This is a genomic window from Brachybacterium zhongshanense (assembly GCF_055385755.1).
Genome location: NZ_AP043790.1, coordinates 1077477 through 1102153, shown reverse-complemented (window position 1 = coordinate 1102153; position 24677 = coordinate 1077477). Strand labels below are relative to the sequence as shown.

Genomic DNA, 24677 nt, shown 5'->3' with positions numbered 1-24677 from the left:
TCAGTCCTCCCAGTACTCGGCGCCGAGCGCCGTGAGCTTCTCGCGGAACAGCTCGTACCCGCGATCGATCAGGTCGATGCCGTGGATCGTGGACTCCCCCTCCGCGCCGAGCGCCGCGATCAGGTACGAGAAGCCGCCGCGCAGGTCGGGGACGGTGATCTCGGCGCCCCGCAGAGGCGTCGGCCCGGAGATCACCGCGGAGTGGTTGAAGTTGCGCCGCCCGAACCGGCAGCTGGAGCCGCCCAGGCACTCGCGGTACACCTGGATCCGTGCGCCCATGTCGTTCAGCGCCGAGGTGAACCCCAGGCGGTTCTCGTACACGGTCTCATGCACGATGGAGATGCCGTCGGCCTGCGTGAGCGCGACGACCAGGGGCTGCTGCCAGTCCGTCATCAGGCCCGGATGCACGTCGGTCTCCACGGCGACCGCGCGCAGCGGCGTGCCGGGATGGTGGAAGCGGATGCCGGCATCGGTGATGTCCATGCCCCCGCCGATGCGACGGAAGGTGTTCAGGAACGTCGCCATCGGCTTCTGCTGCGCGCCCCGGATGAACACCGATCCCCGGGTGACCAGCGCCGCGCACGCCCAGGAGCCTGCCTCGATCCGGTCGGGGATGGCCACGTGCTCGTAGCCTCCGAGGCGCTCCACCCCTTCGATCGTGATGGTGCGATCGGTCTGCAGGGTGATGAGCGCCCCCATCTTCTGCAGCACCGCGATGAGGTCCTCGATCTCCGGCTCCACCGCGGCGTTGGACAGCTCCGTGATGCCCTGAGCACGCACCGCCGTCAGCAGCACCTGCTCGGTCGCGCCGACGCTCGGGTACTCCAGATGGATTCGGGTCCCGGTCAGGCCGTTCGGCGCGGTGATGGAGATGCCCATCTCCCGCTTGTCCACCACCGCGCCGAACTTCCGCAGCACGTCGAGGTGATAGTTGATCGGCCGATCGCCGATGCGGCACCCTCCGAGGTCGGGGATGATCGCCTCCCCCAGCCGGTGCAGCAGCGGACCGCAGAACAGGATCGGGATGCGCGAGCTGCCGGCGTGGGCGTCGATCTCCGTGGCATGCGCTCGCTCCACGTTCGAGGGATCCATGCGGATGGTGCCGCCGGCGACGTCCCGCTCTACCTTCACGCCATGGATCGACAGCAGCTGCGAGACGATCTGGACGTCGCGGATGTCCGGAACCGAGTGGAGGATGCTCGGGGACTCCCCCAGCAGCGCGGCCACCATCGCCTTCGAGACGAGGTTCTTGGCACCGCGGACAGTGATCTCGCCGTCGAGCGGCCGTCCTCCGCGCACATGGAATGTCGAGGTCATGGTGTCCTTGCTTCGAGGCTCAGGCGCCCGGGCGCCCGGATTCTGACCAGGTCACCATACCGGAGCAGTCTCCGGACGCACCGCGACCCAGGTCCGGGAACCTGGGTCGCGGTGAGCCGGGTGAACGGGGGTCAGACCGAGTCGGCCGTGCGCGCCGGCAGCGTCTTGGGCATCCAGGAAGGGCGCTTCGCCTCGAAGGCGGTGATGTCCTCCTCATGGCGGAGGGTCAGACCGATGTCGTCCAGCCCCTCCATGATCCGCCAGCGGGTGTAGTCGTCGAGGTCGAAGCGGAAGGTCGCATCCGCCGCGTGCACCTGGCGCTCGACGAGATCGACGGTCACCTCGGTCCCCGGCGCCTCCTCGAGGATCTTCCACAGCTGCTCGATGTCGTCCTGCGCGAGGACGCCGGCGACCAGGCCCTGCTTCCCGGAGTTGCCCCGGAAGATGTCGGCGAAGCGCGAGGAGAGCACGGCCTTGAAGCCGTAGTCGCGCAGCGCCCACACCGCATGCTCGCGCGAGGAGCCGGTGCCGAAGTCGGGGCCCGCCACGAGCACGGAGCCCTTCGCGTAGGCCGGACGGTTGAGCACGAAGTCGGGATCGTTGGTGCGCCAGGCGTTGAACAGTCCGTCGTCGAAGCCGGTCTTGGTGACGCGCTTGAGGTAGACGGCCGGGATGATCTGGTCGGTGTCGACGTTGCTGCGGCGCAGCGGGACGCCGATGCCGGTGTGGGTGGTGAAGGCTTCCATCAGGTGCTCCTGGAGAATCTGCGTGCGGGTCCGGCGCGGGGGCTCAGGCGACCGCGGAGAGGGTGTCGACCGGATCGAGGTCCGACGGCGAGGACAGCGTGCCGCGCACAGCCGTCGCAGCGGCGACGACCGGCGAGACCAGATGGGTGCGCCCGCCCTTGCCCTGGCGTCCCTCGAAGTTGCGGTTCGAGGTGGAGGCGGCGCGCTCTCCCGGCTTCAGCTGGTCGGGGTTCATGCCCAGGCACATCGAGCAGCCGGCCTGACGCCACTCCGCACCGAACTCGAGGAAGATGCGGTCCAGCCCCTCCTGCTCGGCCTGCAGGCGCACGCGGGCGGAGCCCGGCACGACCATCACGCGGACGTCCGGGCTCTTGCGGCGACCCTGGACGATGGAGGCGAAGGCGCGCAGGTCCTCGATGCGTCCGTTCGTGCACGACCCCATGAAGACGGTGTCGACCTTGATGTCCTTCAGCGGGGTGCCGGGGACCAGGTCCATGTAGCGCAGGGCGTTCTCCGCGGCCACGCGCGCGGTGTCGTCGGTGAAGTCCTCCGGGGCCGGGACGGCCGCCGACAGCGGCAGGCCCTGGCCGGGGTTCGTGCCCCAGGTGACGAAGGGCTCGAGGGCGTCGGCGTCGATGTGGACCTCGGCGTCGAAGACGGCGTCGTCGTCGCTGCGCAGCGTGCGCCAGTAGGCGACGGCCTCGTCCCAGTCCGCACCGGTCGGGGCATGAGGGCGACCCTTGACGTACTCGAAGGTGGTCTCGTCCGGAGCGATCATGCCGGCGCGGGCGCCCGCCTCGATGGACATGTTGCAGATCGTCATGCGGCCCTCCATGGAGAGCTTCCTGATCGCCTCACCGCGGTACTCGAGCACATATCCGGCGCCGCCGCCGGTGCCGATCTTCGCGATCACCGCGAGGATGATGTCCTTCGCGGTCACGCCCGGCTTGAGATCGCCGTCGACGGTGATCGCCATGGTCTTGAACGGCTTCAGGGGGAGCGTCTGGGTGGCCAGCACATGCTCGACCTCGGACGTGCCGATGCCGAAGGCCAGCGCACCGAAGGCGCCATGCGTCGAGGTGTGCGAGTCGCCGCAGACGACCGTGATCCCCGGCATGGTCAGTCCCAGCTGCGGACCGACCACGTGGACGATCCCCTGGTCCTTGTCGCCGAGGGAGTGGATGCGCACGCCGAACTCCTCGGCATTGCGGCGCAGCGTGTCGATCTGGGTGCGGGAGGTCAGATCCGCGATCGGCTTGTCGATGTCGATCGTGGGGGTGTTGTGATCCTCGGTCGCGAGCGTCTGGTCGATGCGTCGCGGGGCGCGCCCCTCCTGGCGGAGGCCGTCGAAGGCCTGCGGGCTGGTGACCTCGTGCAGGAGCTGGAGGTCGATGTAGAGCAGATCCGGCTCACCGTTCTCACCGCGGCGGACCACATGATCCGCCCAGACCTTCTCCGCGAGCGTGCCCGCCATGATCGTTACCTCCTCGCACCCGTGATGCGGATGCTTCTCGTCGCCGTCCCTCCGCTGGGCCGACGTGGTGTCGCTGCGCACCCGTGGTGCGGGTGCAAGGTCAATGGTCGGAGGGATCCTAGGGCCATGCACTTGCGTCTCACAAAATAAGACGTCAATATCGGTGCATGGACAACACCCCACCGGAGGAGAACGGCAGCGGCGTCGGCGTGCTCGACAAGGCCGCGATCGTTCTCGGGGCTCTCGAAGCCGGCCCCGCCACGCTCGCGCAGCTCGTCCAGTCCACAGGACTGGCCCGACCCACCGCGCACCGCCTCGCCGTGGCGCTCGAGTACCACCATCTGGTCTCGCGCGACATGCAGGGCCGCTTCATCCTCGGCCCGCGCCTGGGCGAGCTCGCGGCGGCGGCCGGGGAGGACCGCCTGCTGGCATCCGCCGGACCGGTGCTCGCCGCCCTCCGCGACCATACGGGCGAGTCCGCCCAGCTCTATCGGCGCCAGGGCGACCATCGCATCTGCGTGGCCGCCGCGGAGCGTCCGATCGGCCTGCGCGACTCCGTGCCGCTGGGCTCGGCCCTGACCATGAAGGCCGGATCCGCCGCCCAGATCCTCCTGGCCTGGGAGGAGCCCGACCGACTCCACCGGGGCCTGCTCGGTGCACGCTTCACCGCCACCCAGCTCTCCGCGGTCCGCCGCCGGGGCTGGGCGCAGTCCATCGGGGAGCGCGAACCCGGTGTGGGATCGGTGTCGGCACCTGTCCGCGGCCCCAACGGTCGCGTCGTCGCCGCCCTGAGCGTCTCGGGCCCCATCGAACGCATCACCCGTCAGCCCGGTCGCCTCCACGCCGCCTCGGTGATGAGCAGCGCGAACCACCTCACCGAGCTGCTGCGCCGCGCCGGCTCCTGAGGACATCACGGTCGCTGCGCCTCACCGCTGGGCGCAGTGCACCGCTGACCCCGCCCTCCGGGCACGGAGCTCGCTGCGCAAGGCGCGGCGAGCGGGGCTCAGGAGTCAGTCGCGCTCGATCCACACGGGAGTGTTGGCGTAGCGCAGCACGGTCACCAGCTGCCGCGGCGCGGTGACCGGCGCATCGGGCGCCGTCCGCTCCCCCGCGACGACCATGATGCTGGCGTCCTGGCTGGCCTGGACGAGTTCGCGGGCGCCGTTGGAGGCGGCGGCATGGACGCCCTGCACGTAGACCTGCGGATGCGTGACGCTCAGGCGTCCGCGGATGTCGGCGAGGATCTCCTCGGCCTGCTCCGGGGTGGTCGTGGCGCGCACGATCAGGGCGATGTCCCGGCCATAGGCGAGGGCGAGGTCCCCGGCGCGCTGGACATGCTCGGTGGCGGTCTCATGGTGGACGAGGCCGATGGGCCCCTCGGCGTCGACGGCTCCGCGAACGACCACCACCGGACAGTGGGATCGTGCGGCCAGGGCGAGACTCTTGGATCCGACGATCAGGGTGAGCAGGCGACCCAGCCCTCTCCCGCCCAGGACGATCACGTCGGACTCCTCACTCGTCTCGACGAGGACCGGGACAGCGTTCCCGTCGATGATCTGCGAGGAGATCTCCAGATCCTCATGCTCTGCGCGAGCGATGGCTGCGGCGTCCTTCATCAGCCCGTTCGCAGCGGCACGGATCCCCGATCCGGTCAGGCCGGGAACGGGATCGGTGTTGACGTCGAGCTCGGTCCAGACGAAGGCGTGGACGAGGTTCAGGGTCCCGCCGACACGGTGCGCGTGGCGCGCGCCCCATCGCACGGCGTGATCCGACTCCTCGGCGTCGAATACGCCGACAGTGATCCTCGGTCTTGTGATGGGCGTCATAGTCCGACGATACCCTGCGCGACGACGCCTGACCATAGATCCGAGCCGCTGACCAGCAATCTCCTGTGCATGGGGAGAAAGGCGCGGAGACGAGAAGGAGCCGGTGCCATATGGCACCGGCTCCTGTCCGTACCCCGTACCGGATTTGAACCGGTGTTACCGCCGTGAGAGGGCGACGTCCTGGGCCGCTAGACGAACGGGGCTCCCGCAGGATCCGAGGATCCTGCGTCGTACCCCGTACCGGATTTGAACCGGTGTTACCGCCGTGAGAGGGCGACGTCCTAGGCCGCTAGACGAACGGGGCGCGGACTGCTCGACTCCGAAGAATCGATCAGCGCTGGGGTACCAGGACTCGAACCTAGAATGACGGTACCAGAAACCGTTGTGTTGCCAATTACACCATACCCCATGGTGAGCGAACACTTCCACAACGCGATCCAGCCGATTCCCTGAACACTCCGGAGCCTCTGCTGTTTCGCACTTCCGTGCCGCAACGAGATAGAACACTACCCGCTGGCGGACGCCCGCACAAATCGAAACGGGCCCTGAACGCTGTGAGGCTGACCACCCGGCCTCACAGCGTTCGGGGAGGTCATCACGCAGATGCGAGCCTCTCGCGCAGAGCTCGCAGACGCGTCAGGCTCGAGGTCCGGCCCAGGAGCTCCATGGACTCGAACAGCGGCGGGGAGATGCGGCGGCCGGAGATCGCGCTGCGGAGGGGCCCGAAGGCCAGACGCGGCTTGATGCCCATGTCCTCGACGATGGCGGCGCGCAGCCGCTCCTCGAGCGCTGAGGCGTCGAAGGCACCCTCCGGGACCGCCTCGACCTCGGTGATCGCACGATCGAGCACCGCGACCGGGTCCTCCCCCAGCTTCTTGAGCGCGTCCTCCTCGATGACCAGGTCGGCATCGGAGACGAACAGGAAGCGCAGCATGTCCGGCGCCTCTCCCAGCAGGTTCATCCGCGGCTGCACCAGGGGGGTGGCGGACTCGAGCAGGGCGAGCTGGTCGGCGGTCGGCGGCTCCTCCAGGAGCCCGTCCTGCTGGAGGTAGGGGATCATGCGCTCGGTGAACTCCGCCGGAGCCAGCAGGCGCATGTGGTCGGCGTTGATGGCCGTGGCCTTCTTGAAGTCCACCCGCGCCGGGTTGGGGTTCACATCGGCGGCGTCGAAGCGCTCCACCATCTGCTCGCGGCTGAAGATGTCCTGGTCCGCGCTGTAGCCCCAGCCGAGCAGTGCGAGGTAGTTGACCATTCCCTCGGGCAGGAAGCCCTTCTCCCGGTACAGGAAGAGATTGGACTCCGGGTCGCGCTTGGAGAGCTTCCTGTTGCCCTCCCCCATCACGTACGGAAGGTGGCCGAAGCGCGGGATCGTCTCCGCCACCCCGATCTCGATGAGTGCACGGTAGAGCGCGATCTGGCGAGGCGTGGAGGAGAGCAGGTCCTCACCACGGAGAACATCGGTGATGCGCATGAGCGCATCGTCGACGGGGTTCACGAGCGTGTACAGCGGCTGCCCGTTCGCCCGCACCACGACGAAGTCGGGAGTGGAACCGGCCTTGAAGGTGATCTCACCGCGCACGAGATCCTCGAAGACGATGTCCTCGTCGGGCATGCGCAGACGCCACACGGGCTCCCGGCCCTCGGCGCGGAAGGCGGCCTTCTGCTCGTCGGTCAGATCGCGGTCGTGACCGTCGTAGCCCAGCTGCGGGTCTCGTCCGGCGGCCTCATGCCGGGCACGGATCTCCTCGTTGGTCGAGTAGGACTCGTAGATGAAGCCGCCGGCCTTGAGCTTCTCGATCACGTCGCGGTAGATCTCGCCGCGCTGCGACTGCCGGTAGGGGCCGTCCGGACCGCCGACCTCGACGCCCTCGTCCCAGTCGATGCCGAGCCACCGCATCGCGTCGAGCAGCTGGTGGTAGGACTCCTCGCTGTCGCGGGCGGCGTCGGTGTCCTCGATGCGGAAGACGAGCGTGCCGCCGTGGTGGCGAGCGTGCGCCCAGTTGAACAGTGCCGTGCGCACCATCCCCATGTGGGGGGTGCCGGTGGGGCTCGGGCAGAAGCGCACGCGGACCTCGGCGCCGGTGGCGTCGGTGGTGGGTGCGGAGGCAGGTGCGTGGGTCACGCGGGGTCTCTCCTTCGAAGGTTTCGTCAGCCCGGCGGTTGTCACCGGGGACGAGGGGCGATGGCGTCCGGCGGCGATCGGGCGACGGACGGAGTATGCGGAAGGTCGGGGGCTCAGCGGGTGAGGGTGCTCAGCGCCGCACGACGGGGTTGGTGAGGGTGCCGATCCCCTCGATGGTCACGTCGACCCTGGCACCGGCCTCGACCGTGCGCACCCCGGCCGGTGTTCCCGTGAGGATCACGTCCCCGGGGAGCAGCGTGACGACGCGGGAGATCTCGGCGACGAGCTCCGGCACGGAGCGGAGCATGTCGGCAGTGGTGCCCTCCTGGGCGACCTCGCCGTCGACCGAGGATCCGATCGCGAGGGAGGCGGGATCCAGATCGGTCTCGATCCACGGGCCGATCGGGCAGGACGTGTCGAACGCCTTGGCTCGGAACCACTGCTTCTCCTCGCGCTGGGCATCGCGCGCGGTGAAGTCGTTGGCGCACGTGTACCCGAGGATGACGTCGGCGACGCTCTCGGGGTCGACGTCCTTGGCCATCCGCTGGATCACGACCGCGAGCTCGGCCTCGAGGCTGACCTCGCTGCTGTAGGGCGGCAGCACGACGGGATCACCGGGGCCGATGACGGCGGTGTTGGGCTTGAGGAACAGCAGCGGGCTCTCGGGCACCGCGTTGCCGAGCTCCGCAGCGTGGGCGGCGTAGTTGCGGCCGACGCAGACGACCTTGGAGCGCGGGATGACGGGGGCGAGCAGTCGCACGTCGGCGAGAGGATGGATCGCGCCCGTGGGACGGATCTCGGTGTACAGGGGGTCGCCGGTGATGCCGAAGACCATGTCCTCACCGTCCCGGTCCTGGACGATGCCGTACATGGGGTCTTCACCGGTGGTGAATCGGGCGATGCGCATGGGCGCAAGTCTAGGGCGTCGCGACGCCGCCCTCCGGGGGTGCTTCCGCCCCGGGGGCTGCGACGGCGAGAAGTGCCGACGACGTCGGACGATGCCGTCGGGACCTGCAGATCAGGCGCGGGTCACTCAGCGACCTCGATGTCGAAGCTGGCAGTGCCGTCCTCGACGGAGGTGACCGTGACCGTCAGCGGAACCTCCTGGCCCTCCACGGTCATCGAGCAGGAGATCTGGGAGTCCACCTCGGCAGGGAGGTCCTCATCGCAGGTGACCTCATCGGGCGCGGCGCCCATCTGGTCCTCGTACTGCGTGCTGATCTGCTCCTCGACGTCGTCCGCGGAGACGCTCGAGCTGCAGGCGCTCAGCGCGAGCGCGCCCATGGCTGCGAGGGCGAGAGGGGCCAGGACGCGGCGGGTGCGGGTGCGGGTGGTCGACATGGTGTGCTCCTCGGGGGAAAGGGTTCGGTGCGCGGCGCACGCCATCGCCATCCCGGAGGTCGCCGACGACGCGCGCTCTTCGGCCATCCTCCGCCGCTCGGCGCGATGCGTCCATGGGGAGAGGTCCCCATGCCCGTGCGCATGCCCGGGTGATGTCATGGCCGCTGCCGGATCAGCAGCAGCGAGCGCAGGCGCAGCTCCGCCTCCGCACCGGTGATCCCGTCATAGAAGTCGCGCACGAGCGGATGGTCGACGTCGGGCTCCGGCACGAGACGGGGACGCTGCGCACCCTGGGTGACGACCTGCAGCGGAAGACCGAGGACGTCGTCGTAGCCGGGTATCGCCGTGGCGAGTCCCCCGGGATAGCGCACACGATGATCGGGATCGTCGAAGCGATCGCAGTAGTCGTAGAAGGAGCAGGCGCACACCTGGGCCCAGGGCCCGTAGACCATGCACCCGCTCCCGCCGACGATCGGAAGGATCAGGGTCGCGCGGAGGTAGCAGTCGTCACCGTCCTCACGACGGATCACGCAGAGCTCGTCGTCGGCGAGTGCGGGCGGACCGTCGGGCCCTCGACGCAGGAGCTCATCCGGGCGACGGAATCCGATCTCGGGCCAGAGGGCGTCGGGAGTGATGTCGGATCGCCGCTGCGATCCGTGACAGGAGCGGACGTCGTCGATGTCGGTCATGGGGGCTGCTCCTCGCGGTCGGCGGATCCGGTGGCACCGGGGGCGCATCCCGGTCCCCGCACGCTAGGCGCACCCGGCACCGCTCCGCACGGTCCCGTCGTCGGATGTGGAAGCAGGGCCTCTGGGGAGGAGCTGACCCGGGTCGAGGCCGACGGCTCAGCACCGCTGAGGTCGACCGCACAGCGCCTCCACGGCGCTCCGCTCGTACGATGGAAGGGTCGCCCATCCCACCCGTCTGCATCACAGGAGCCGTCGTGACCGCCGCCCCGTTCGCCGCACCGACGAGCGTCCTGTCGCTCGAAGAGGCTGCGCAGGCGCGCCGGGAGCACGAGGAGAGGGCCGATGCCCTGACCGCCGGGCATCGCGAGCGGCGCCGGCTCGGGCAGAAGCACCCCGTCGAGGACTTCCTGTTCTCCTACTATCCGTTCTCCCCCGCACGGCTGCGCCGCTGGCATCCCGGGTGGCGGATCGCCTACGACGCCGCTGCCGACGTCGACGAGCACGGCATGAGCACCATCGCTGACGTCGACGATGCTGGCCGCCGCTCCTGGTACATCGATCACGCCGAAGACTCAACCGGCGCCGAGGGCTCGACCGGCACCGAGCGCTCAGCGGGCCCCGGGGGCTCCGGCTCCCCCGCCTCCCCCACGTCGTGCGGGCGAGTGCTGCGCCGGGCCGACGTCGAGCGCTATCTGTCCGAGCGGGCCTCCGCACTGGGCTTCATGGCGCGCCTGCTCTCGTCCTCGACGCTCGAGGCGCGTCGGCCGCAGTTCGGATGCTTCGGGCTGCATGAGTGGGCGATGGTGCACGGTCTCCGGGAGGGCGAGCAGCGGCACGAGGACCTGCCGCTGCGGCTCGGCCAGGCGGAGACCGACGCGGTGGTCGAGAGGGAGAGCCTGGTGTGCTCCCATATCGATGCGTTCCGCTTCTTCACACCGTCGTCGGCCCCGCGCAACGCGCTGCAGCCGGACCGGTCCACGCAGGTGGCGCTCGACAACCCGGCATGCTTGCACGTGGGGATGGACCTGTACAAGTGGGCGATGAAGCTGACGCCGCTGCTGCCGTCCTCGCTGGTGCTGGACTGCTTCGAGCACGCCCGGTCCACGCGCGTGCTGGACATGGAGGCGAGCCCCTACGACGTCAGGCCGCTGGGCTACGGCGTCGTCCCGATCGAGACGGCTGCGGGGAAGGCCGAGTACGTGCGGCGCCAGCGGGAGCTGGCGGTCGGCGCCGACGCCCTGCGGACCCGGATCCTCGCGGAGATCGAACCGCTGCTGCGCTGAGCGCCGGGAGTTCGAGAGCACGCGGGCCGCCTGGCAGACTTGGCCCCATGCCCCTCCTCTCCCCGTTCCTGCCCGATGCCGCCTCCCCTGCCGGACAGGAGGCGATCGTGGACGGGTTCGTCGCGGCCCAGGAGTCCGTCGGCCGCACCCTCTATCCCCATCAGGAGGAGGCGCTGCTGGCGATCGCCGCGGGGGATCATGTGATCGCGGCGACGCCCACCGGATCGGGCAAGACCACGATCGCCTACGCGGCGATCTTCGCGGCGGTCGCCCGGGGCGAGCGGGCCTGCTACACGGCTCCGATCAAGGCGCTGGTGTCGGAGAAGTTCTTCGACCTGGTGCAGATGTTCGGCGCGGACATGGTGGGCATGATGACGGGCGACTCGGCGGTGAACCACGATGCGCCGATCATCGTGTGCACCGCAGAGATCCTCGCCAACCATGCGCTGCGCGACGGAGCGACGTCCGACGTCGGCCTCGCGGTGATGGACGAGTTCCACTACTACGGCGATCCTCAGCGCGGGTGGGCCTGGCAGGTTCCCCTGATCGAGCTGCCCCGCTGCCAGTTCGTGCTGATGAGCGCGACCCTCGGGGACGTGACCGGGTTCGTGGAGGACCTCGAGGAGCGGACCGAGCGGGACGTGAGCGTGATCGCCGACGCCCCGCGCCCTGTTCCGCTGGACTTCCGCTGGTCGCTCGACCCCCTGCCGGACACGATCTCCACGATCCTGCAGGACCGCGACGCTCCCGTGTACATCGTCCACTTCACGCAGAAGGACGCCCTCGAGCAGGCGCAGGCGCTGCTGGGCACGAAGGTGCTGACGCGAGAGGAGAAGGAGAGGATCCGGGAGATCATCGGCGACTTCCGCTTCTCCAAGGGGTTCGGGCAGATCCTCTCCAAGCTCGTGCGGGAGGGCATCGGCGTGCACCACGCCGGCATGCTGCCGAAGTACCGTCGTCTGGTCGAGAGGCTCGCGCAGTCCGGGCTGCTGAAGATCATCTGCGGCACCGACACGCTCGGGGTGGGCATCAACGTGCCGATCCGCACGGTGCTGCTGACGGGACTCGCGAAGTACGACGGCAGGCGGATGCGTCTGCTGAACACGCGCGAGTTCCACCAGATCGCCGGGCGCGCGGGCCGCGCGGGCTTCGACACGGTGGGCCATGTCGTCGTGCAGGCACCGACCTGGACCATCGAGTTCGAGCGCGAGAGGGCGAAGCAGAGGGCTCGCGAGGAGTCCGGGAAGGCCCCCAACAGCGCCAAGAAGCGCAAGAAGGAGCCGAAGCCGCGGGTCCCCGAGGGAGCAGTCTCCTGGTCGGAGCAGAACCTCGATCGGCTCGTGCAGAACCAGCCGGAGGCCCTGCGACCGCATCTGCGCATCACCGCCTCGATGCTGCTCGCCCTGATCTCCCGGCCCGGCAGCGCAGTCGCGGCAGGACGGCACCTGATCTTCTCCAGTCATCAGACGCCCACCCAGAAGCTGAAGCTCGCCCGCGAGGCGATCGAGCTGCTGCGCGGCCTCCGGGACGCCGACATCGTCGAGATCCTGCCCGAGCCCGATCACCTGGGCCGACGCATCGTGCTGGTCGAGGACCTGCAGCTGGACTTCACGATGAACCAGCCGCTGGCCCCGTTCGCGATCGCGATGATCGACTCCCTCGATGAGGAGTCCGAGACGCTGACGATGGACACCATCTCGATCGTCGAGGCGATCCTCGAGGACCCCTTCCAGATCCTGCTGGCGCAGCAGAACGCGGCGCGCGGTGAGCTGCTCGCGGAGCTGAAGGCCGACGGCGTCGAGTACAACGAGCGGATGGCGCGGCTCGACGAGGTCACCTGGCCCAAGCCGCTCGCGGAGGATCTCGAGGCCGCGCTCGAGATCTACCGGCGCACGCATCCCTGGGTGCGGGAGTCGGACCTCTCCCCCAAGTCGATCGTCCGGGAGATCCACGAGACGGGGCAGACCTTCTCCGAGTTCGTCCAGCGCTACGGGCTGCAGCGCTCCGAGGGCATCGTCCTGCGCTACCTCTCGGACGCCTACCAGGCGATGCGCCGTACCATCCCCCAGGATCTGCGCACCGATGAGCTGGAGGACCTCATCGAATGGCTCGGCGTGCTGGTGCGGGGCATCGACTCCTCCCTGCTCGACGAGTGGGAGGCCCTCTCGCATCCGGAGGATCCCGAGTCCGACGCCGCCTCCGAGGTGCGCCCCAGCAGTCCCCGAGGGCTCTCCGCGCAGACGAAGGTCCTGCGCACGATGGTGCGCGCAGCCATGTGGCAGAGGGTCGAGCACTTCGCCTTCGAGCGGGAGGAGCGGCTGGGGCAGCTCGACGCCGGATCAGGCTGGGACCGCCGGGCGTGGGCGGAGGCGATGGACGAGTACTACGACACCTACGACGAGGTCGGCATCGACGGCCCAGCCCGGTCGCCGAAGCTGCTGCAGATCACCGAGGAGTCGAGGCTGTGGGGCATCCGCCAGCTGCTCGACGATCCCGAGGGGAACCACGACTGGGCGATCGAGGCGGAGCTCGACCTCGAGGCGACCGACGAGGCGGGCGAGCCGGTCCTCGCGATCACCCGCGTCGGCGAGATCGGCGGCTTCGGGGACTGAGAGCTCAGCTGCGGGCCAGGCGCGCGGTGACGATCGCTGCGGCGGCCGCGCCGAGCGCCAGCAGCACGAACCCCGGGGCGTAGGTTCCCGTGGCCGAGAGGATCGCCGCCATCAGGAGGGGCGGGACGAACCCGCCCAGGCCTCCGGCGGCCCCGACGAGACCGGTGATCGCGCCGACCTCCGAAGGTTCGGCGACCTTGCCGACCAGGGCGAACACCGCGCCCGAGCCGAGCCCGAGACCTCCGGCGGCCGCGAGATGGGCGAGGGACCCGAGGGGCATGAGCGGCAGGGGCAGAGCCAGTGCGGCGGCGGACGCGCCGACCACCGCATAGGACATCAACAGCGTCCGGGCCGGACCGATCCGATCGGCGAGCATCCCGCCGACCGGTCGCAGCAGCACCGCGACGACGACGAAGCCGGCCATGCGGAAGGACGCATCGGCCGCGCTCAGGCCGTACCGCACACCCAGCATCGTCGGCAGCAGCACCGTGAAGGCGACGTATCCGCCGAAGGACACCGCGTAGAGATAGGCCGCAGGGATGCTGACCGGGTGGCGCAGTGCGCGAACCGTCCGCGCGACCATGTCTCCCCCGCTGGGCGACCACGTCGGCGAGGTCGGCATCCACCGCCAGGCGACGGCCGCATAGGCGACCTGGACGACGGCGGTCAGCACGAAGGGCGCACGGTCACCCACGGATGTCAGCAGCGGGACCGTGGTGAAGGCGGCGATCGCCGTGCCGCCCATGCTCATGCCGAAGATCCCCAGGGCCCTCCCCCGCTGCGCCGGCGGGTACCAGGAGGTGACGTACGGGATCCCGATCGCGAACACCGTGCCGGCCACGCCCAGGAGGAACCCGCCGATCAGGAGGGTCGGATACGTGTACTGGCCGATGAGGCCGAGGAACAGCACGGGCACCACGGCCAGCAGGGAGACGACGCTGAACATGGCGCTGCCGCCGAAGCGGTCGGTCAGAGCGCCGACGGGTATGCGCCCGAGCGATCCCACCAGCACGGGGATCGCGACGACGAGGGCCGACGTCGGGGCGATGCCCCGCTCGACCGCCACCGGTCCGAGCGGGCTGAGCAGGGCCCACGCCCAGCAGTTCACGGCGAAGCCGAGGGTCGCGAGCACGAGCGCCCTGGTCGCGCCCGCGGGTGCCCTGGTCGCGCCCGCAGCAGCCTGGGCGGAGCTCCGCCCTGCGCCGCCGGGGTCTGCGACAGGAGCGACGACCGGGGCATCCACGGTGCCGACGGCGCCATCGGCGGAAGCCCGGGCCGGACCTCCGGCTGCCTGCACGGTCTCAGAGGTCTCGGCTGTCACGGGCGTGCCTCGGCTTCCACGAGAGGATTGCGGTCGCCGACAGCGTCGCCCGTCGTCGCTGTCGGGCGAGGGGTCCGGCGCGTGCGCAGGACGTATGGTCACGGAAGAGTCACGAGGGACGTCGGGCCTCGCCCCCGGCCCAGGTCGACGACACGCTGTCCCTGCACCCGCGCATGCCGACCCGCGGATGCAGACGACGGGGCGCCGCATCCTGAGATGCAGCGCCCCGTCGAAGGCTCCGGACGATCCTCACCCGTCGGACCCGCAGCCGATCAGCGCACGCGATCGGCCTTCCGCAGGCCGGCATGCTGCTCGTCCGGTCGGCCTGCCGGCTGCTCGTCCTGTCGACCGGTCGCCTGCTCGTCGGCCCCGGCCGATGCCCTGCTGGGTGCGAGGGTGATCCGCTCGACCGCTGCGCAGGCGTCTTCGAGCTCCGCGCCCCGCCCCATCGCCAGTCCCACGAGGAAGGACGAGATCGGAGCCATCGAGCGCTGCACCTCCCCGGCGACCACACCGGTCATCGCGTGCACACGGTCGACGTCGATCACGCTGTCGGCGATCCCGAGGCCGTCCTGGACCTCCCGGATCCAGGGCAGGAGCACCGACTCCCAGTCCTCCTGCTCAGTGACCGGAGGACGGCCAGCTCCGTGGTGGCCAGCTCCGTGACGGCCATCGGCATGCCCGCCCATCAGAACCTCACCTTCTCCCAGCCGCGGCGCTCGGCCTCCTTGGCGGGATCCTTGCTGCGGTAGACGATGTAGGGGCGGGTCAGGTACCCGATCGGTGCGGCGAACACATGCACGAGCCGGGTGAACGGCCACACCGCGAACAGCGTCAGCGCGCTCAGCACGTGCAGCTGGAAGAAGATCGGAGCCTGCGTCATCAGGTCCGTCGTCGGGCGAAGCGTCCAGAAGTCGCGGAACCAGATCGACACGCCCTCGCGGTAGTCATAGACGCCGAAGGTGGAGTGCACGAGCGTGGCCAGCACGCCGAACAGGATCACCAGGCTCAGCAGCAGATACATGATCTTGTCGCTCACCGTCGTGGCGCCGAACACCCTGGAGTTGGTGCGGCGGCGGTACAGCAGGATCAGCAGACCGCCGACGCAGGCGACCGCCGCGGCCAGGCCGATCGTCACCGCCATCAGGTGATACATGTGGTTCGAGATGCCGATGGCCTCGGTCCACGACTTCGGGATGCCCAAGCCCACGACATGGCCGAAGAAGATCCCGATGATCCCGAAGTGGAACATCGGCGAGCCGATCGACAGCAGCTTCGACTCGTAGATCTGGCTGGAGCGGCTGGTCCAGCCGAAGCGGTCGGCGCGGAAGCGCCACACGTGCCCCAGCACGAACACGGCCAGCACCATGTACGGATAGACGATCCACAGCAGGGTCGCGGCGACGGAATCGGGATTCACGAGGGCCTTCCTCTCATCAGGTCCACGGGGACGGGTCCGGGCGCGGCGGCGTCGGATCCGCAGGCCGAGGCGAAGGTCTGTCCGGCGAGGTCCGCGGCGTCGCCGTCGAGCCCGTACCCGTCCAGGCCCACGGTCTCCTCCGCGGGTCCCTCCTCGGCGAGCTTCAGGACGGCTGCGCGGTCGTCGGCGTCCAGCGGCGGGAGCGTCGCGCACAGCGCGGCGAGGGCGCCGTGCCAGGGCGAGCCGACATCCGCCAGATGCAGGCGCAGCAGCTCGACACCGGGACGGTTGGAGCGGAGTATCTTCGCTCCCCGCTCGGGATCATGGACTGCGGCGAACTCGAGGACCAGCGGCAGATGGTCGGGAAGCTCCTTGCTGCCGACCTCGACTCCGGCCGCCCGGAAGTCCTGCTTGATCCGCAGCAGCGCCATCCCCCGCCGACGGGTGTCGCCCTGGCTGAAGTACGTGAGGTACAGACAGCCCCGGCGCCGGGTGTCGAAGGTGTCCACGTACTCCTCCTGGAGGTCCAGGGCGTCCCGGGACTCCAGAGCGTCGATCGTCGTGAGCAGATGGTCTCGAGAGACGGGGGCAGCCTCCTCGGCGAGCGCGCGCACCTGCCCCAGTCGCTCGCGGGTCGCCGCGTCGGGGTAGCTCAGCAGCCAGGAGACCGCGAGCCAGCAGGCCCGCAGCTGCGGGGTCGACATGCCGGAGGCGTGCAGGAGGTCCTTGACCCGTGCCCCCGGCATAGCCGGCAGGGTCGCGAGGGACCGGCCCGACGGCGTCGCCGGCGACGGATCGGTGCCGTCGGGGGTGTCTCCGCGTCGGCCGAGGAGCCTGGCCAGCGCACCCATCAGACGCCGCCCGCCGAGGGCGACGGCGTCGGGAACAGACCGTCCGGTCTGCCCTTGCCGTCCCAGTTCAGGAGGTTGACCGTCACGCCGTGGGGGCGTTCGGCGGGACCGTTCTGCTGCCGCTTGGTGACATATCCGGGGCCGGCCATGCCCAGCGACTCCTCGGGGAGCGACATGCCCATGCCCGGGCCGCCGGGAGAGTTCAGCGGGCAGTCGGTGCCGGTGCCCTCGAGGGAGTGCGCGGACTCGTGGTGCCCGACCGGGATCACGTACCTGTCCTCGTACTTGGCGATCGCCAGCAGACGGTACATCTCCTCCATGGACTCGCCCGTCATCGCGACGGCGTTGGCGATGCCCTCCTTGGGCTCGCGCCCGAGGTTGATGTCCCGCATGTAGGAGCGCATCGCCGCCATCCGGTACAGGACCCGCTCGACCGTGGGCACATCGCCGGCGGTGAAGAGGTTCGCGAGGTACTCGACGGGGATCCTCAGCGCGTCGATCGCGGCGAACAGGTTGTCGGCGTCCTCGGCGTCGTAGCCGGTGTCCTTGACGACGTCGACCACGGGCGAGAGCGGCGGGATGTACCAGACCATCGGCATGGTCCGGTACTCGGGGTGCAGCGGCAGCGCGACCTCGTACTCCTTGATGAGCCTGTAGGTCGGCGACTTCTGCGCGGCGATCAGCCAGTCGTGCGGGATGCCTGCCGCCTTCGCCCCGGCGATCACCTCCGGATCGTTCGGGTCCAGGATCAGGTCCCGCTGGGCCCGGTAGAGGTCCTTCTCATCGGGGGTCGAGGCGGCCTCGGTGACCTTGTCGGCGTCGTACAGGACCAGGCCGATGTAGCGCAGGCGTCCCACGCAGGTCTCCGCGCAGACGGTCGGCTCGCCCTGCTCGATGCGGGGGTAGCAGAAGGTGCACTTCTCGGCCTTGCCGGTGCGGTGGTTGAAGTAGATCTTCTTGTAGGGGCAGCCGGTGATGCACATGCGCCAGCCTCTGCAGCCGTCCTGGTCCACCAGGACGATGCCGTCCTCCTCGCGCTTGTAGATCGCGCCCGACGGGCACGACGCCACGCACGTCGGGTTCAGGCAGTGCTCGCAGATGCGGGGCAGGTAGAACATGAAGGTCTGGTCGAACTCGAACTGGACCTTGTCCTCGATGCCCTTGAGCATCGGGTCCTTGTCCTTGTGCAGGTACGTGCCGCCGAGATCGTCGTCCCAGTTCCCCGACCACTGCACCTGCACCTTCTCGCCGGTGATCAGCGACTTCGGCGGTGCGGTGGGGATGGTGTCCTGCTGGGCGGGGGCGTTGAGCAGCTTGTCGTACTCGTACGTCCAGGGCTCGTAGTAGTCCTCGATGCCGGGCAGGCGGGGGTTGGAGAACAGGGTGAGCAGCTTCTTGATGCGTCCGCCGGCCTTGAGCCGCAGGCGTCCGTTGGAGCCCAGCTCCCAGCCGCCCTTCCACTTCTCCTGGTCCTCGTAGCCGCGGGGATATCCCTGACCGGGACGGGTCTCGACGTTGTTGAACCAGATGTACTCCGTGCCGGCTCGGTTGGTCCAGGCCTGCTTGCAGGTGACGGAGCACGTGTGGCAGCCGATGCATTTGTCGAGGTTCATCACCATCGACATCTGGGCCATGACTCGCATTGCGGGGTTCCTTCCGACGGGGGATCGTCAGCGGGTGATCGGTGCTCGACTCAATACTCGACCGGAGCGGTGCGCCGGCGGATGACCGTCACCTCGTCGCGCTGGTTCCCGGTGGGTCCGTAGTAGTTGAAGGCGTAGGACAGCTGCGCGTATCCGCCGATCAGGTGGGAGGGCTTGAGCATGATGCGGGTGAGCGAGTTGTGGATTCCGCCGCGCTTGCCGTCGCGCTCGGTCAGCGGCACGTTCACCGTGCGGTCCTGCGCGTGGTACATGTACGCGGTGCCCCGGGGCATGCGGTGGCTGACCACAGCCCGCGCGGCGACGACGCCGTTGCGGTTGACGGCCTCGATCCAGTCGTTGTCGGTGATCCCGACGGCCTCGGCATCCTCCACGCTCATCCAGATCGTCTGCCCGCCGCGCGAGAGGTTCATCATGAAGAAGTTCTCCATGTACATCGAGTGGATCGACCACTTGTTGTGGGGCGTCAGGTAGCGCACCGAGATCGAGGTCCCGTCGTCCTGACCGACGGGCTTCTCCCCGAACAGCGCGGTCATGTCCAGCGGGGGACGGAACACCGGCAGCGCCTCGCCGATCTCCAGCATCCAGTCGTGGTCGAGGTAGAAGTGCTGGCGCCCGGTGAGGGTGTGCCAGGGCTTCTTGCGCTCGACGTTGATGGTGAAGGGGCTGTAGCGCCGTCCGCCGGACTCCGAGCCCGACCACTCCGGGCTCGTGATCACCGGGACGGGAGCCGCCTTGGTGTCGGCGAAGTGGATCCGCTTGCCCTCGTTCTCCCCGGCCAGATCGTGCAGGTGGACGCCGGTGCGCTTCTCGAGCGTCTTGAACCCCTCCGTCGCCATGTGCCCGTTGGTCGTGCCCGACAGGCTGAGGATGAACTCGCAGGCCTGCAGATCGGTCTCGAGCTTCGGGCGCCCGGCGGCGGGACCGTGATGGTGCACGCCGTTGAGATGGCCGAGGTCCTCGACGTACTTCCTGACGTCGTAGGTCACGCCCTTGGTGGTCGCGCCGAGCGTGTCCAGCAGGGGTCCCACCGAGGTGAACTTCGCATGGATCTGCGTGTAGTCGCGCTCCACCTCGACCAGCGTCGGCATGGTCCTGCCGGGGATCGGCTCGCACTCCCCGCGCTTCCAGTCCCTGACCTCGCCGCGCGGGGTCGCGAGCTCCCCGGGGCTGTCGTGCTGGAGGGGGAAGGCCACGACGTCCGTGCGGGTGCCCAGATGGGACGTCGCCAGATCCGAGAACTTCTCGGCGATGGAGGCCCAGGTCTCCCAGTCCGTCCGGGACTCCCAGGGGTTGGAGATCGCCGGGTTGAACGAATGCACGAACGGATGCATGTCCGTCGTCGAGAGATCATGCTTCTCGTACCAGGTCGCGGCCGGCAGCACGACGTCGGAATGGAGGGTGTGGCTGGTCATGCGGAAGTCCAGCGTGAGCATGAGGTCGACCTTGCCGATCGGTGCCTCCTCCCTCCACACGACGTCGCGAGGACGGAACTGCTCGGGGGTCTCCGCGTCGGTGACGGAGGAGTCCACCCCCAGCAGGTGGCGGAAGAAGTACTGGTCACCCTTGGCGGAGGATCCCAGGGTGTTGGCCCGCCAGATCGACCAGATGCGCGGGAAGTTCTCCGGTGCGTCCGGATCCTCCGCCGCGAACCGGATCGACCCGTCCTTGAGGGAGTCCACGAGATAGGGGATGGTCTCGCGCCCGGCCTCCTTCGCCCGATCGGCGACGTCGAGGGAGGAGATGTCGAACTGCGGGAAGAACGGCTGCCAGCCCAGGCGCTGGGAGAGGGCGACGGCGTCGGCCGTGGTGGTTCCCGCGAAGCGCCCTGCGCCGGTGGTCGCGGTGAGCGTGTCCGCCCCGAATCCGTCATAGCGCCACTGGTCCGTGTGCATGTACCAGTAGGTGGTCTGGGTCATCTGCCGAGGGGGCCGGGACCAGTCGAGGGCGTTGGCCAGATGCAGCCAGCCCGTGATCGGCCGGACCTTCTCCTGGCCCACGTAGTGCGCCCAGCCGCCGCCGTTGACGCCCTGCGTGCCGCAGAGGTTCGTGAGCGTCAGGAAGGAGCGGTAGATGGTGTCGGAATGGAACCAGTGGTTGGTGCCTGCCCCCATGATGATCATCGAGCGGCCGCCGGAGTCGATCGCGTTCTGCGCGAACTCGCGCGCGATGCGGGCCGCGGCCGGTCCGGGCACCCCGGTGATGGCCTCCTGCCAGGCGGGGGTGTACAGGGCGTCGGCGTCCTCGGGGCCTGCGGCCCACTCGCCGGGCAGCCCCTCGCGACCCACCCCGTACTCGGCGAGCAGCAGGTCGAAGACGGTGGTGACGGTGCGCCCGCCGACCGTGCGCACCGGCACGCCGCGGACGACGTCGCCACGGCCTCCCTGGCCCGCGGTGTCGAAGCGGGGCATGAGCACCTCGGCGACGTCCTCGTGATGGCCCAGCAGGCTCAGCGCGGGATCGATGTCCCCCAGCTCGAGGTTCCATCGGCCCTCGCCGTCGGCCGAGTACCGATGCCCGAGGGTGCCGTTGGGGACGACGGGCGAGCCGGTGACCGCGTCGAGCACCATGGGCTTGAAGTCGCCGTGCTCGGTGTCCGCCTCCGGGGTGAAGGCGCTGCCGAGATCGGTCGCGACGAGGAACTTCCCGGGGACGAGGTCGCCGTCGTCGCGCTTCTCGAGCTGCACGAGGAAGGGCAGGTCCGTGTACTGCTTGGAGTACGCGGTGAAGTACGGGGTCTCCTTCTCGACGTAGAACTCGCGCAGGATCGTGTGGCCCATCGCCATCGCGAGGGCCGCGTCGGTGCCGGGGTTCGGGGCCAGCCACTCGTCGGCGAACTTCACGGACTCCGCGTAGTCCGGGGCCACGGAGATCACCTTCTGGCCCCGATAGCGCGCCTCGGTCATCCAGTGGGCGTCCGGGGTGCGGGTCTGCGGGACGTTGGAGCCCCACATGATCAGATATGCGGCGTCCCACCAGTCCCCCGACTCGGGGACGTCGGTCTGGTCGCCGAAGACCTGCGGGGACGCCGGCGGAAGATCCGCGTACCAGTCGTAGAAGGACAGCATGGAGCCGCCGATGAGCTGGTGGAAGCGGGCGCCGGAGGAGAAGGACACCTGGCTCATGGCCGGGATCGGCGAGAAGCCGGTGGCCCGATCCGGGCCGTACTCCTTGACCGTGTGCACGTATGCGGCCGCGACCATCTCGATCGTCTCGTCCCAGTCGGCACGCACCAGGCCGCCCTTGCCGCGCGCACGCTTGTAGCGCATCGCCTTCTGCGGATCGGAGACGATCGCCCTCCAGGCCTCGACCGGATCATGACCGGGCGCCTTCGCCTTCTCCTCGCGGTACATCCGCAGCAGCTCGGACCGGACATAGGGGTAGCGCACGCGCGTCGGCGAGTACGTGTACCAGGAGAAGGAGGCGCCGCGCGGGCACCCGCGGGGCTCGTACTCGGGCTTGTCGGGACCCGCCGAGGGATAGTCCGTCTCCTGCGACTCCCAGGTGATGACACCGTCCTTGACGTACACCTTCCACGAGCACGAGCCCGTGCAGTTGACCCCGTGGGTCGAGCGCACGACCTTGTCGTGGCTCCAGCGCTCACGATAGAAGGAGTCCCCGCTGCGTCCGCCGACCCGATGGGTCTCGCGGTTGTCGTCCGTGATCCTCTCGGAGCGGCTGAACATCCTGCGCGCACCGATCAGCGCATCCCACGCCGGGCTGTCGATCCCGACGTCCCCTCCCCCGCCGCGCGCCGCTCCTGCGGAGCCCGACCCTGCAGAGGTCTCGGCGTCCTGACGTCCTTCTCGGTCCTGGATCGTCATGGGGTGCTCCTTCGCGGTGGTGTGTCGGGGGAGGTCGAGCGGCCGGATGACGGGGCGGTCGACGTCTCTCGGAGCGCCGACCGCCGTCTCAGGCGGGATCGGGGGCGGGGTACTTCCGACGTCGGGCGACGACGAGCGTCACGGCGATCGCTCCGAGGGTCGCCAGCAGCAGCAGGGCGACGCCGAGCGAGTAGCTCCCGGAGGCGCGATGGACGGCCGCCATCGCCAGCGGCGGGACGAATCCGCCCAGACCGCCGGCGGCGCCGACGAACCCGGTCACGGAGCCGACCATCGAGGGCTCGGAGGTGCGGGCCACGAGCGCGAACACGGCGCCCGACCCGAGGCCGAGGCCAGCGGCCATGAGGATGAAGTCGATCGTCCCCAGCGGCATCAGCGCCGGACGGAAGATCAGCACGAGCGCGCAGACGGCGACGACGATGTAGGAGATGAGCAGGGTCTTCGGTGCGCCGATCCGGTCCGAGAGCACGCCTCCCATCGGACGCATGCCCACCGCGGCGATCACGAAGCCGGCCATGCGGAAGGAGGCGTCGGACGCTTCGAGGCCGTACCAGGTGCTCAGCATCGTCGGCAGGAAGACCGAGAACGCGACGTAGCCGCCGAAGGACAGCGCATAGAGATAGCAGGCCTGCCAGGTCAGCTTGATCTTCATGACCGAGGCCGTCTGGGCGACGATGCTGCGCTTCGACGGCGCCCAGTCCGGAGAGGTCGGCATGAGGAACCAGGCGACGACGGCGAAGGCGACCAGAGCGATCGCGGTGACCACGAACGGCGTGGCGCTGCCGCCGGCGTTCACGAGCGGGACGGTCGTGAACGCGGCGATGGCGGTGCCACCCATGCCGACGCCGTAGATGCCGGTGGCCATGCCCCGCTTCGCGGGCGGGAACCAGGAGTTCACGTACGGCACGCCGATCGCGAAGGTGGTGCCGGCGATCCCGAGGAAGAACCCGCCGACCAGCAGCGTCGCGTAGGTGTACTGCCCGACGAAGCCGATGAAGAGCACCGGGATCACGGTCACCAGGGTGACCAGCGGGAAGAGGACCTTGCCGCCGAAGCGGTCGGTGAGGGCGCCGATCGGAATGCGTCCCAGCGAGCCGACGAGGACGGGGATCGCGACGATCAGGGACGCCTCGGGGGCGATCCCGCGCTCGACGAAGATGGGGCCGAGCGGGCTCAGCAGCGCCCAGGCCCAGAAGTTGGCGCCGAAGCCCAGGGTCGCGAGCAGCAGTGCCCGGTAGGCGCCGGGATGCATGGAGGACGCTGCATCGACGGACGAGCCGGCGGTGCCGGAGGTCGTGGTCCGAGTCGGTGACGAGGTGTTCGGCCTGGGCGAAGGGACTGCGGACATCCGTGGACCTCCACTATGACGGGCGGTCGGCGGACCCTGGGATCCGGCCGTTCCTGTTCGGGCACTGGTACGGACCAAGCCTGCTCGACCATCGGCCCCGCTCACGGGACCTTCGGCCTCACGAGCTCGGTTCCTGGCAACGTGTCAGCAACCACCCTACGCCCTGTGACGCGCATCGCATGGGATAGCCGCGCTCTCCGCCGCCAGAATGCGTCCGTCCTACCCCGGCACCCTGGACGAACGGCGCGCTGGAGCCCGCAGACGTGCAGGACCCCGGGGGCAGAAGCCTTCACACGAGCGAGTCGACCTCGATGTCCACCATGAGCTCCGCGGCGATCCGCTCGAGCGCCTCCTGCACGGCAGCGATCTCGGTTCCGGCGATCAGACGCGCCTCGATCTCCGCCTCGAAGAGCAGCCCGCCCCCTTCGGGTGCCGCGCGGGTCCAGCTGCGCAGGCCGTCGACCGTCGCGCCGGAGACGGCGAGGGCCGTGGACACCTCGCGCACCATGCCGCTGCGGTCCTGGCCCAGCAGGTGCAGGTGCAGGACCTGGGAGTCCTCGTCGGCCCTCGGTCCTCGCGACGGCGTCGCCGAGACCGCGAGGCCGACCTCCTCCTCGAGACGGGTCAGCGACTCGAGCAGGCCGGGGACGCTCTGCGGCGGCAGCTCGACCTCGACGATGCCGGCGAACATCCCGGCGAGCAGCGACATCTGGCTGTCGACCCAGTTGCCGCGATGCTCGTCGACGACGGCGGCGAGGGCGGAGACGAGGCCGGGGCGGTCGACGCCGATGGCGGTGAGCACATAGGTGGTCATGGTCTCAGGC

Annotated in this window: 19 protein-coding genes and 3 tRNA genes; 3 read left to right on the top strand and 19 right to left on the bottom strand. The window is 69.5% G+C overall.

Annotated features, from left to right (window positions below; all coding sequences use genetic code 11):
• The 3 genes from murA to leuC all read right to left on the bottom strand — a co-directional run bounded on the left by murA (window position 1) and on the right by leuC (window position 3537).
• Window positions 1-1317: a UDP-N-acetylglucosamine 1-carboxyvinyltransferase gene (gene murA, locus ACZ5AJ_RS04985; RefSeq protein WP_464137626.1), complete on the bottom strand. Its 1317-nt coding sequence runs from the start codon at window positions 1315-1317 to the stop codon at window positions 1-3.
• 131 nt (window positions 1318-1448) lie between these two features.
• Window positions 1449-2063, bottom strand: coding sequence for a 3-isopropylmalate dehydratase small subunit (gene leuD / locus ACZ5AJ_RS04980; protein WP_464137624.1), 615 nt, complete (start codon window positions 2061-2063; stop codon window positions 1449-1451).
• 43 nt (window positions 2064-2106) lie between these two features.
• Window positions 2107-3537 carry a 3-isopropylmalate dehydratase large subunit gene (leuC, locus tag ACZ5AJ_RS04975; protein WP_464137623.1) on the bottom strand — a complete coding sequence of 477 codons (1431 nt, stop codon included), beginning with the start codon at window positions 3535-3537 and terminating at the stop codon, window positions 2107-2109.
• A gap of 167 nt (window positions 3538-3704) precedes the next feature.
• Here leuC and ACZ5AJ_RS04970 point away from each other — a divergent pair, with 167 nt between their 5' ends.
• The gene (locus tag ACZ5AJ_RS04970) at window positions 3705-4442 is read left to right on the top strand and encodes an IclR family transcriptional regulator (RefSeq protein WP_464137621.1); all 738 of its coding nucleotides are present in this window, start codon (window positions 3705-3707) and stop codon (window positions 4440-4442) included.
• Window positions 4443-4547: 105 nt separating this feature from the next.
• Here the strand turns inward: ACZ5AJ_RS04970 and ACZ5AJ_RS04965 are convergent, their stop codons facing one another.
• From ACZ5AJ_RS04965 to ACZ5AJ_RS04930, 8 genes are all read right to left on the bottom strand, one after another.
• Entirely contained in the window at window positions 4548-5363 is an 816-nt protein-coding gene (locus tag ACZ5AJ_RS04965) for a universal stress protein (protein ID WP_464137620.1), read from the bottom strand.
• A gap of 130 nt (window positions 5364-5493) precedes the next feature.
• Window positions 5494-5566, bottom strand: a tRNA-Glu gene (locus tag ACZ5AJ_RS04960).
• 28 nt (window positions 5567-5594) lie between these two features.
• A tRNA-Glu gene (locus ACZ5AJ_RS04955) sits at window positions 5595-5667 on the bottom strand.
• A 33-nt stretch (window positions 5668-5700) separates the two neighbouring features.
• Window positions 5701-5772: transfer RNA gene (locus ACZ5AJ_RS04950), tRNA-Gln, on the bottom strand.
• A 186-nt stretch (window positions 5773-5958) separates the two neighbouring features.
• Entirely contained in the window at window positions 5959-7485 is a 1527-nt protein-coding gene (gltX, locus tag ACZ5AJ_RS04945) for a glutamate--tRNA ligase (protein ID WP_464137618.1), read from the bottom strand.
• 130 nt (window positions 7486-7615) lie between these two features.
• Entirely contained in the window at window positions 7616-8392 is a 777-nt protein-coding gene (locus ACZ5AJ_RS04940; RefSeq protein WP_464137617.1) for a fumarylacetoacetate hydrolase family protein, read from the bottom strand.
• A gap of 122 nt (window positions 8393-8514) precedes the next feature.
• Window positions 8515-8826: a DUF4333 domain-containing protein gene (locus ACZ5AJ_RS04935; RefSeq protein ID WP_464137615.1), complete on the bottom strand. Its 312-nt coding sequence runs from the start codon at window positions 8824-8826 to the stop codon at window positions 8515-8517.
• A 155-nt stretch (window positions 8827-8981) separates the two neighbouring features.
• Entirely contained in the window at window positions 8982-9515 is a 534-nt protein-coding gene (locus ACZ5AJ_RS04930) for a DUF2199 domain-containing protein (protein ID WP_464137614.1), read from the bottom strand.
• A 254-nt stretch (window positions 9516-9769) separates the two neighbouring features.
• On the opposite strand from ACZ5AJ_RS04930, the gene ACZ5AJ_RS04925 reads away from it, so the two are divergent.
• Both ACZ5AJ_RS04925 and ACZ5AJ_RS04920 read left to right on the top strand, forming a co-directional pair.
• Entirely contained in the window at window positions 9770-10798 is a 1029-nt protein-coding gene (locus tag ACZ5AJ_RS04925; protein ID WP_464137612.1) for a 3-methyladenine DNA glycosylase, read from the top strand.
• 47 nt (window positions 10799-10845) lie between these two features.
• Window positions 10846-13410, top strand: a complete 2565-nt coding sequence (locus tag ACZ5AJ_RS04920; RefSeq protein WP_464137610.1) for a DEAD/DEAH box helicase — start codon at window positions 10846-10848, stop codon at window positions 13408-13410.
• Window positions 13411-13414: 4 nt separating this feature from the next.
• Here ACZ5AJ_RS04920 and ACZ5AJ_RS04915 read toward each other — a convergent pair whose 3' ends face one another.
• From ACZ5AJ_RS04915 to ACZ5AJ_RS04880, 8 genes are all read right to left on the bottom strand, one after another.
• Window positions 13415-14731 (bottom strand): MFS transporter, encoded by a 1317-nt coding sequence (locus ACZ5AJ_RS04915; RefSeq protein WP_464137608.1) that lies wholly within the window; start codon window positions 14729-14731, stop codon window positions 13415-13417.
• A gap of 272 nt (window positions 14732-15003) precedes the next feature.
• Window positions 15004-15333, bottom strand: a complete 330-nt coding sequence (locus ACZ5AJ_RS04910; RefSeq protein ID WP_464137606.1) for a DUF6457 domain-containing protein — start codon at window positions 15331-15333, stop codon at window positions 15004-15006.
• A gap of 86 nt (window positions 15334-15419) precedes the next feature.
• The gene (gene narI / locus ACZ5AJ_RS04905; RefSeq protein WP_464138691.1) at window positions 15420-16100 is read right to left on the bottom strand and encodes a respiratory nitrate reductase subunit gamma; all 681 of its coding nucleotides are present in this window, start codon (window positions 16098-16100) and stop codon (window positions 15420-15422) included.
• Window positions 16101-16147: 47 nt separating this feature from the next.
• Window positions 16148-16897 (bottom strand): nitrate reductase molybdenum cofactor assembly chaperone, encoded by a 750-nt coding sequence (gene narJ, locus ACZ5AJ_RS04900; protein WP_464137604.1) that lies wholly within the window; start codon window positions 16895-16897, stop codon window positions 16148-16150.
• Window positions 16898-17001: 104 nt separating this feature from the next.
• Window positions 17002-18645, bottom strand: coding sequence for a nitrate reductase subunit beta (narH, locus tag ACZ5AJ_RS04895; RefSeq protein WP_464137602.1), 1644 nt, complete (start codon window positions 18643-18645; stop codon window positions 17002-17004).
• 50 nt (window positions 18646-18695) lie between these two features.
• Window positions 18696-22487 carry a nitrate reductase subunit alpha gene (locus tag ACZ5AJ_RS04890; protein ID WP_464137600.1) on the bottom strand — a complete coding sequence of 1264 codons (3792 nt, stop codon included), beginning with the start codon at window positions 22485-22487 and terminating at the stop codon, window positions 18696-18698.
• Window positions 22488-22575: 88 nt separating this feature from the next.
• Window positions 22576-23853 (bottom strand): MFS transporter, encoded by a 1278-nt coding sequence (locus ACZ5AJ_RS04885; protein WP_464137599.1) that lies wholly within the window; start codon window positions 23851-23853, stop codon window positions 22576-22578.
• A gap of 289 nt (window positions 23854-24142) precedes the next feature.
• The gene (locus tag ACZ5AJ_RS04880) at window positions 24143-24667 is read right to left on the bottom strand and encodes a glycine cleavage system transcriptional repressor (protein WP_464137595.1); all 525 of its coding nucleotides are present in this window, start codon (window positions 24665-24667) and stop codon (window positions 24143-24145) included.
• Window positions 24668-24677 lie beyond the last annotated feature (10 nt).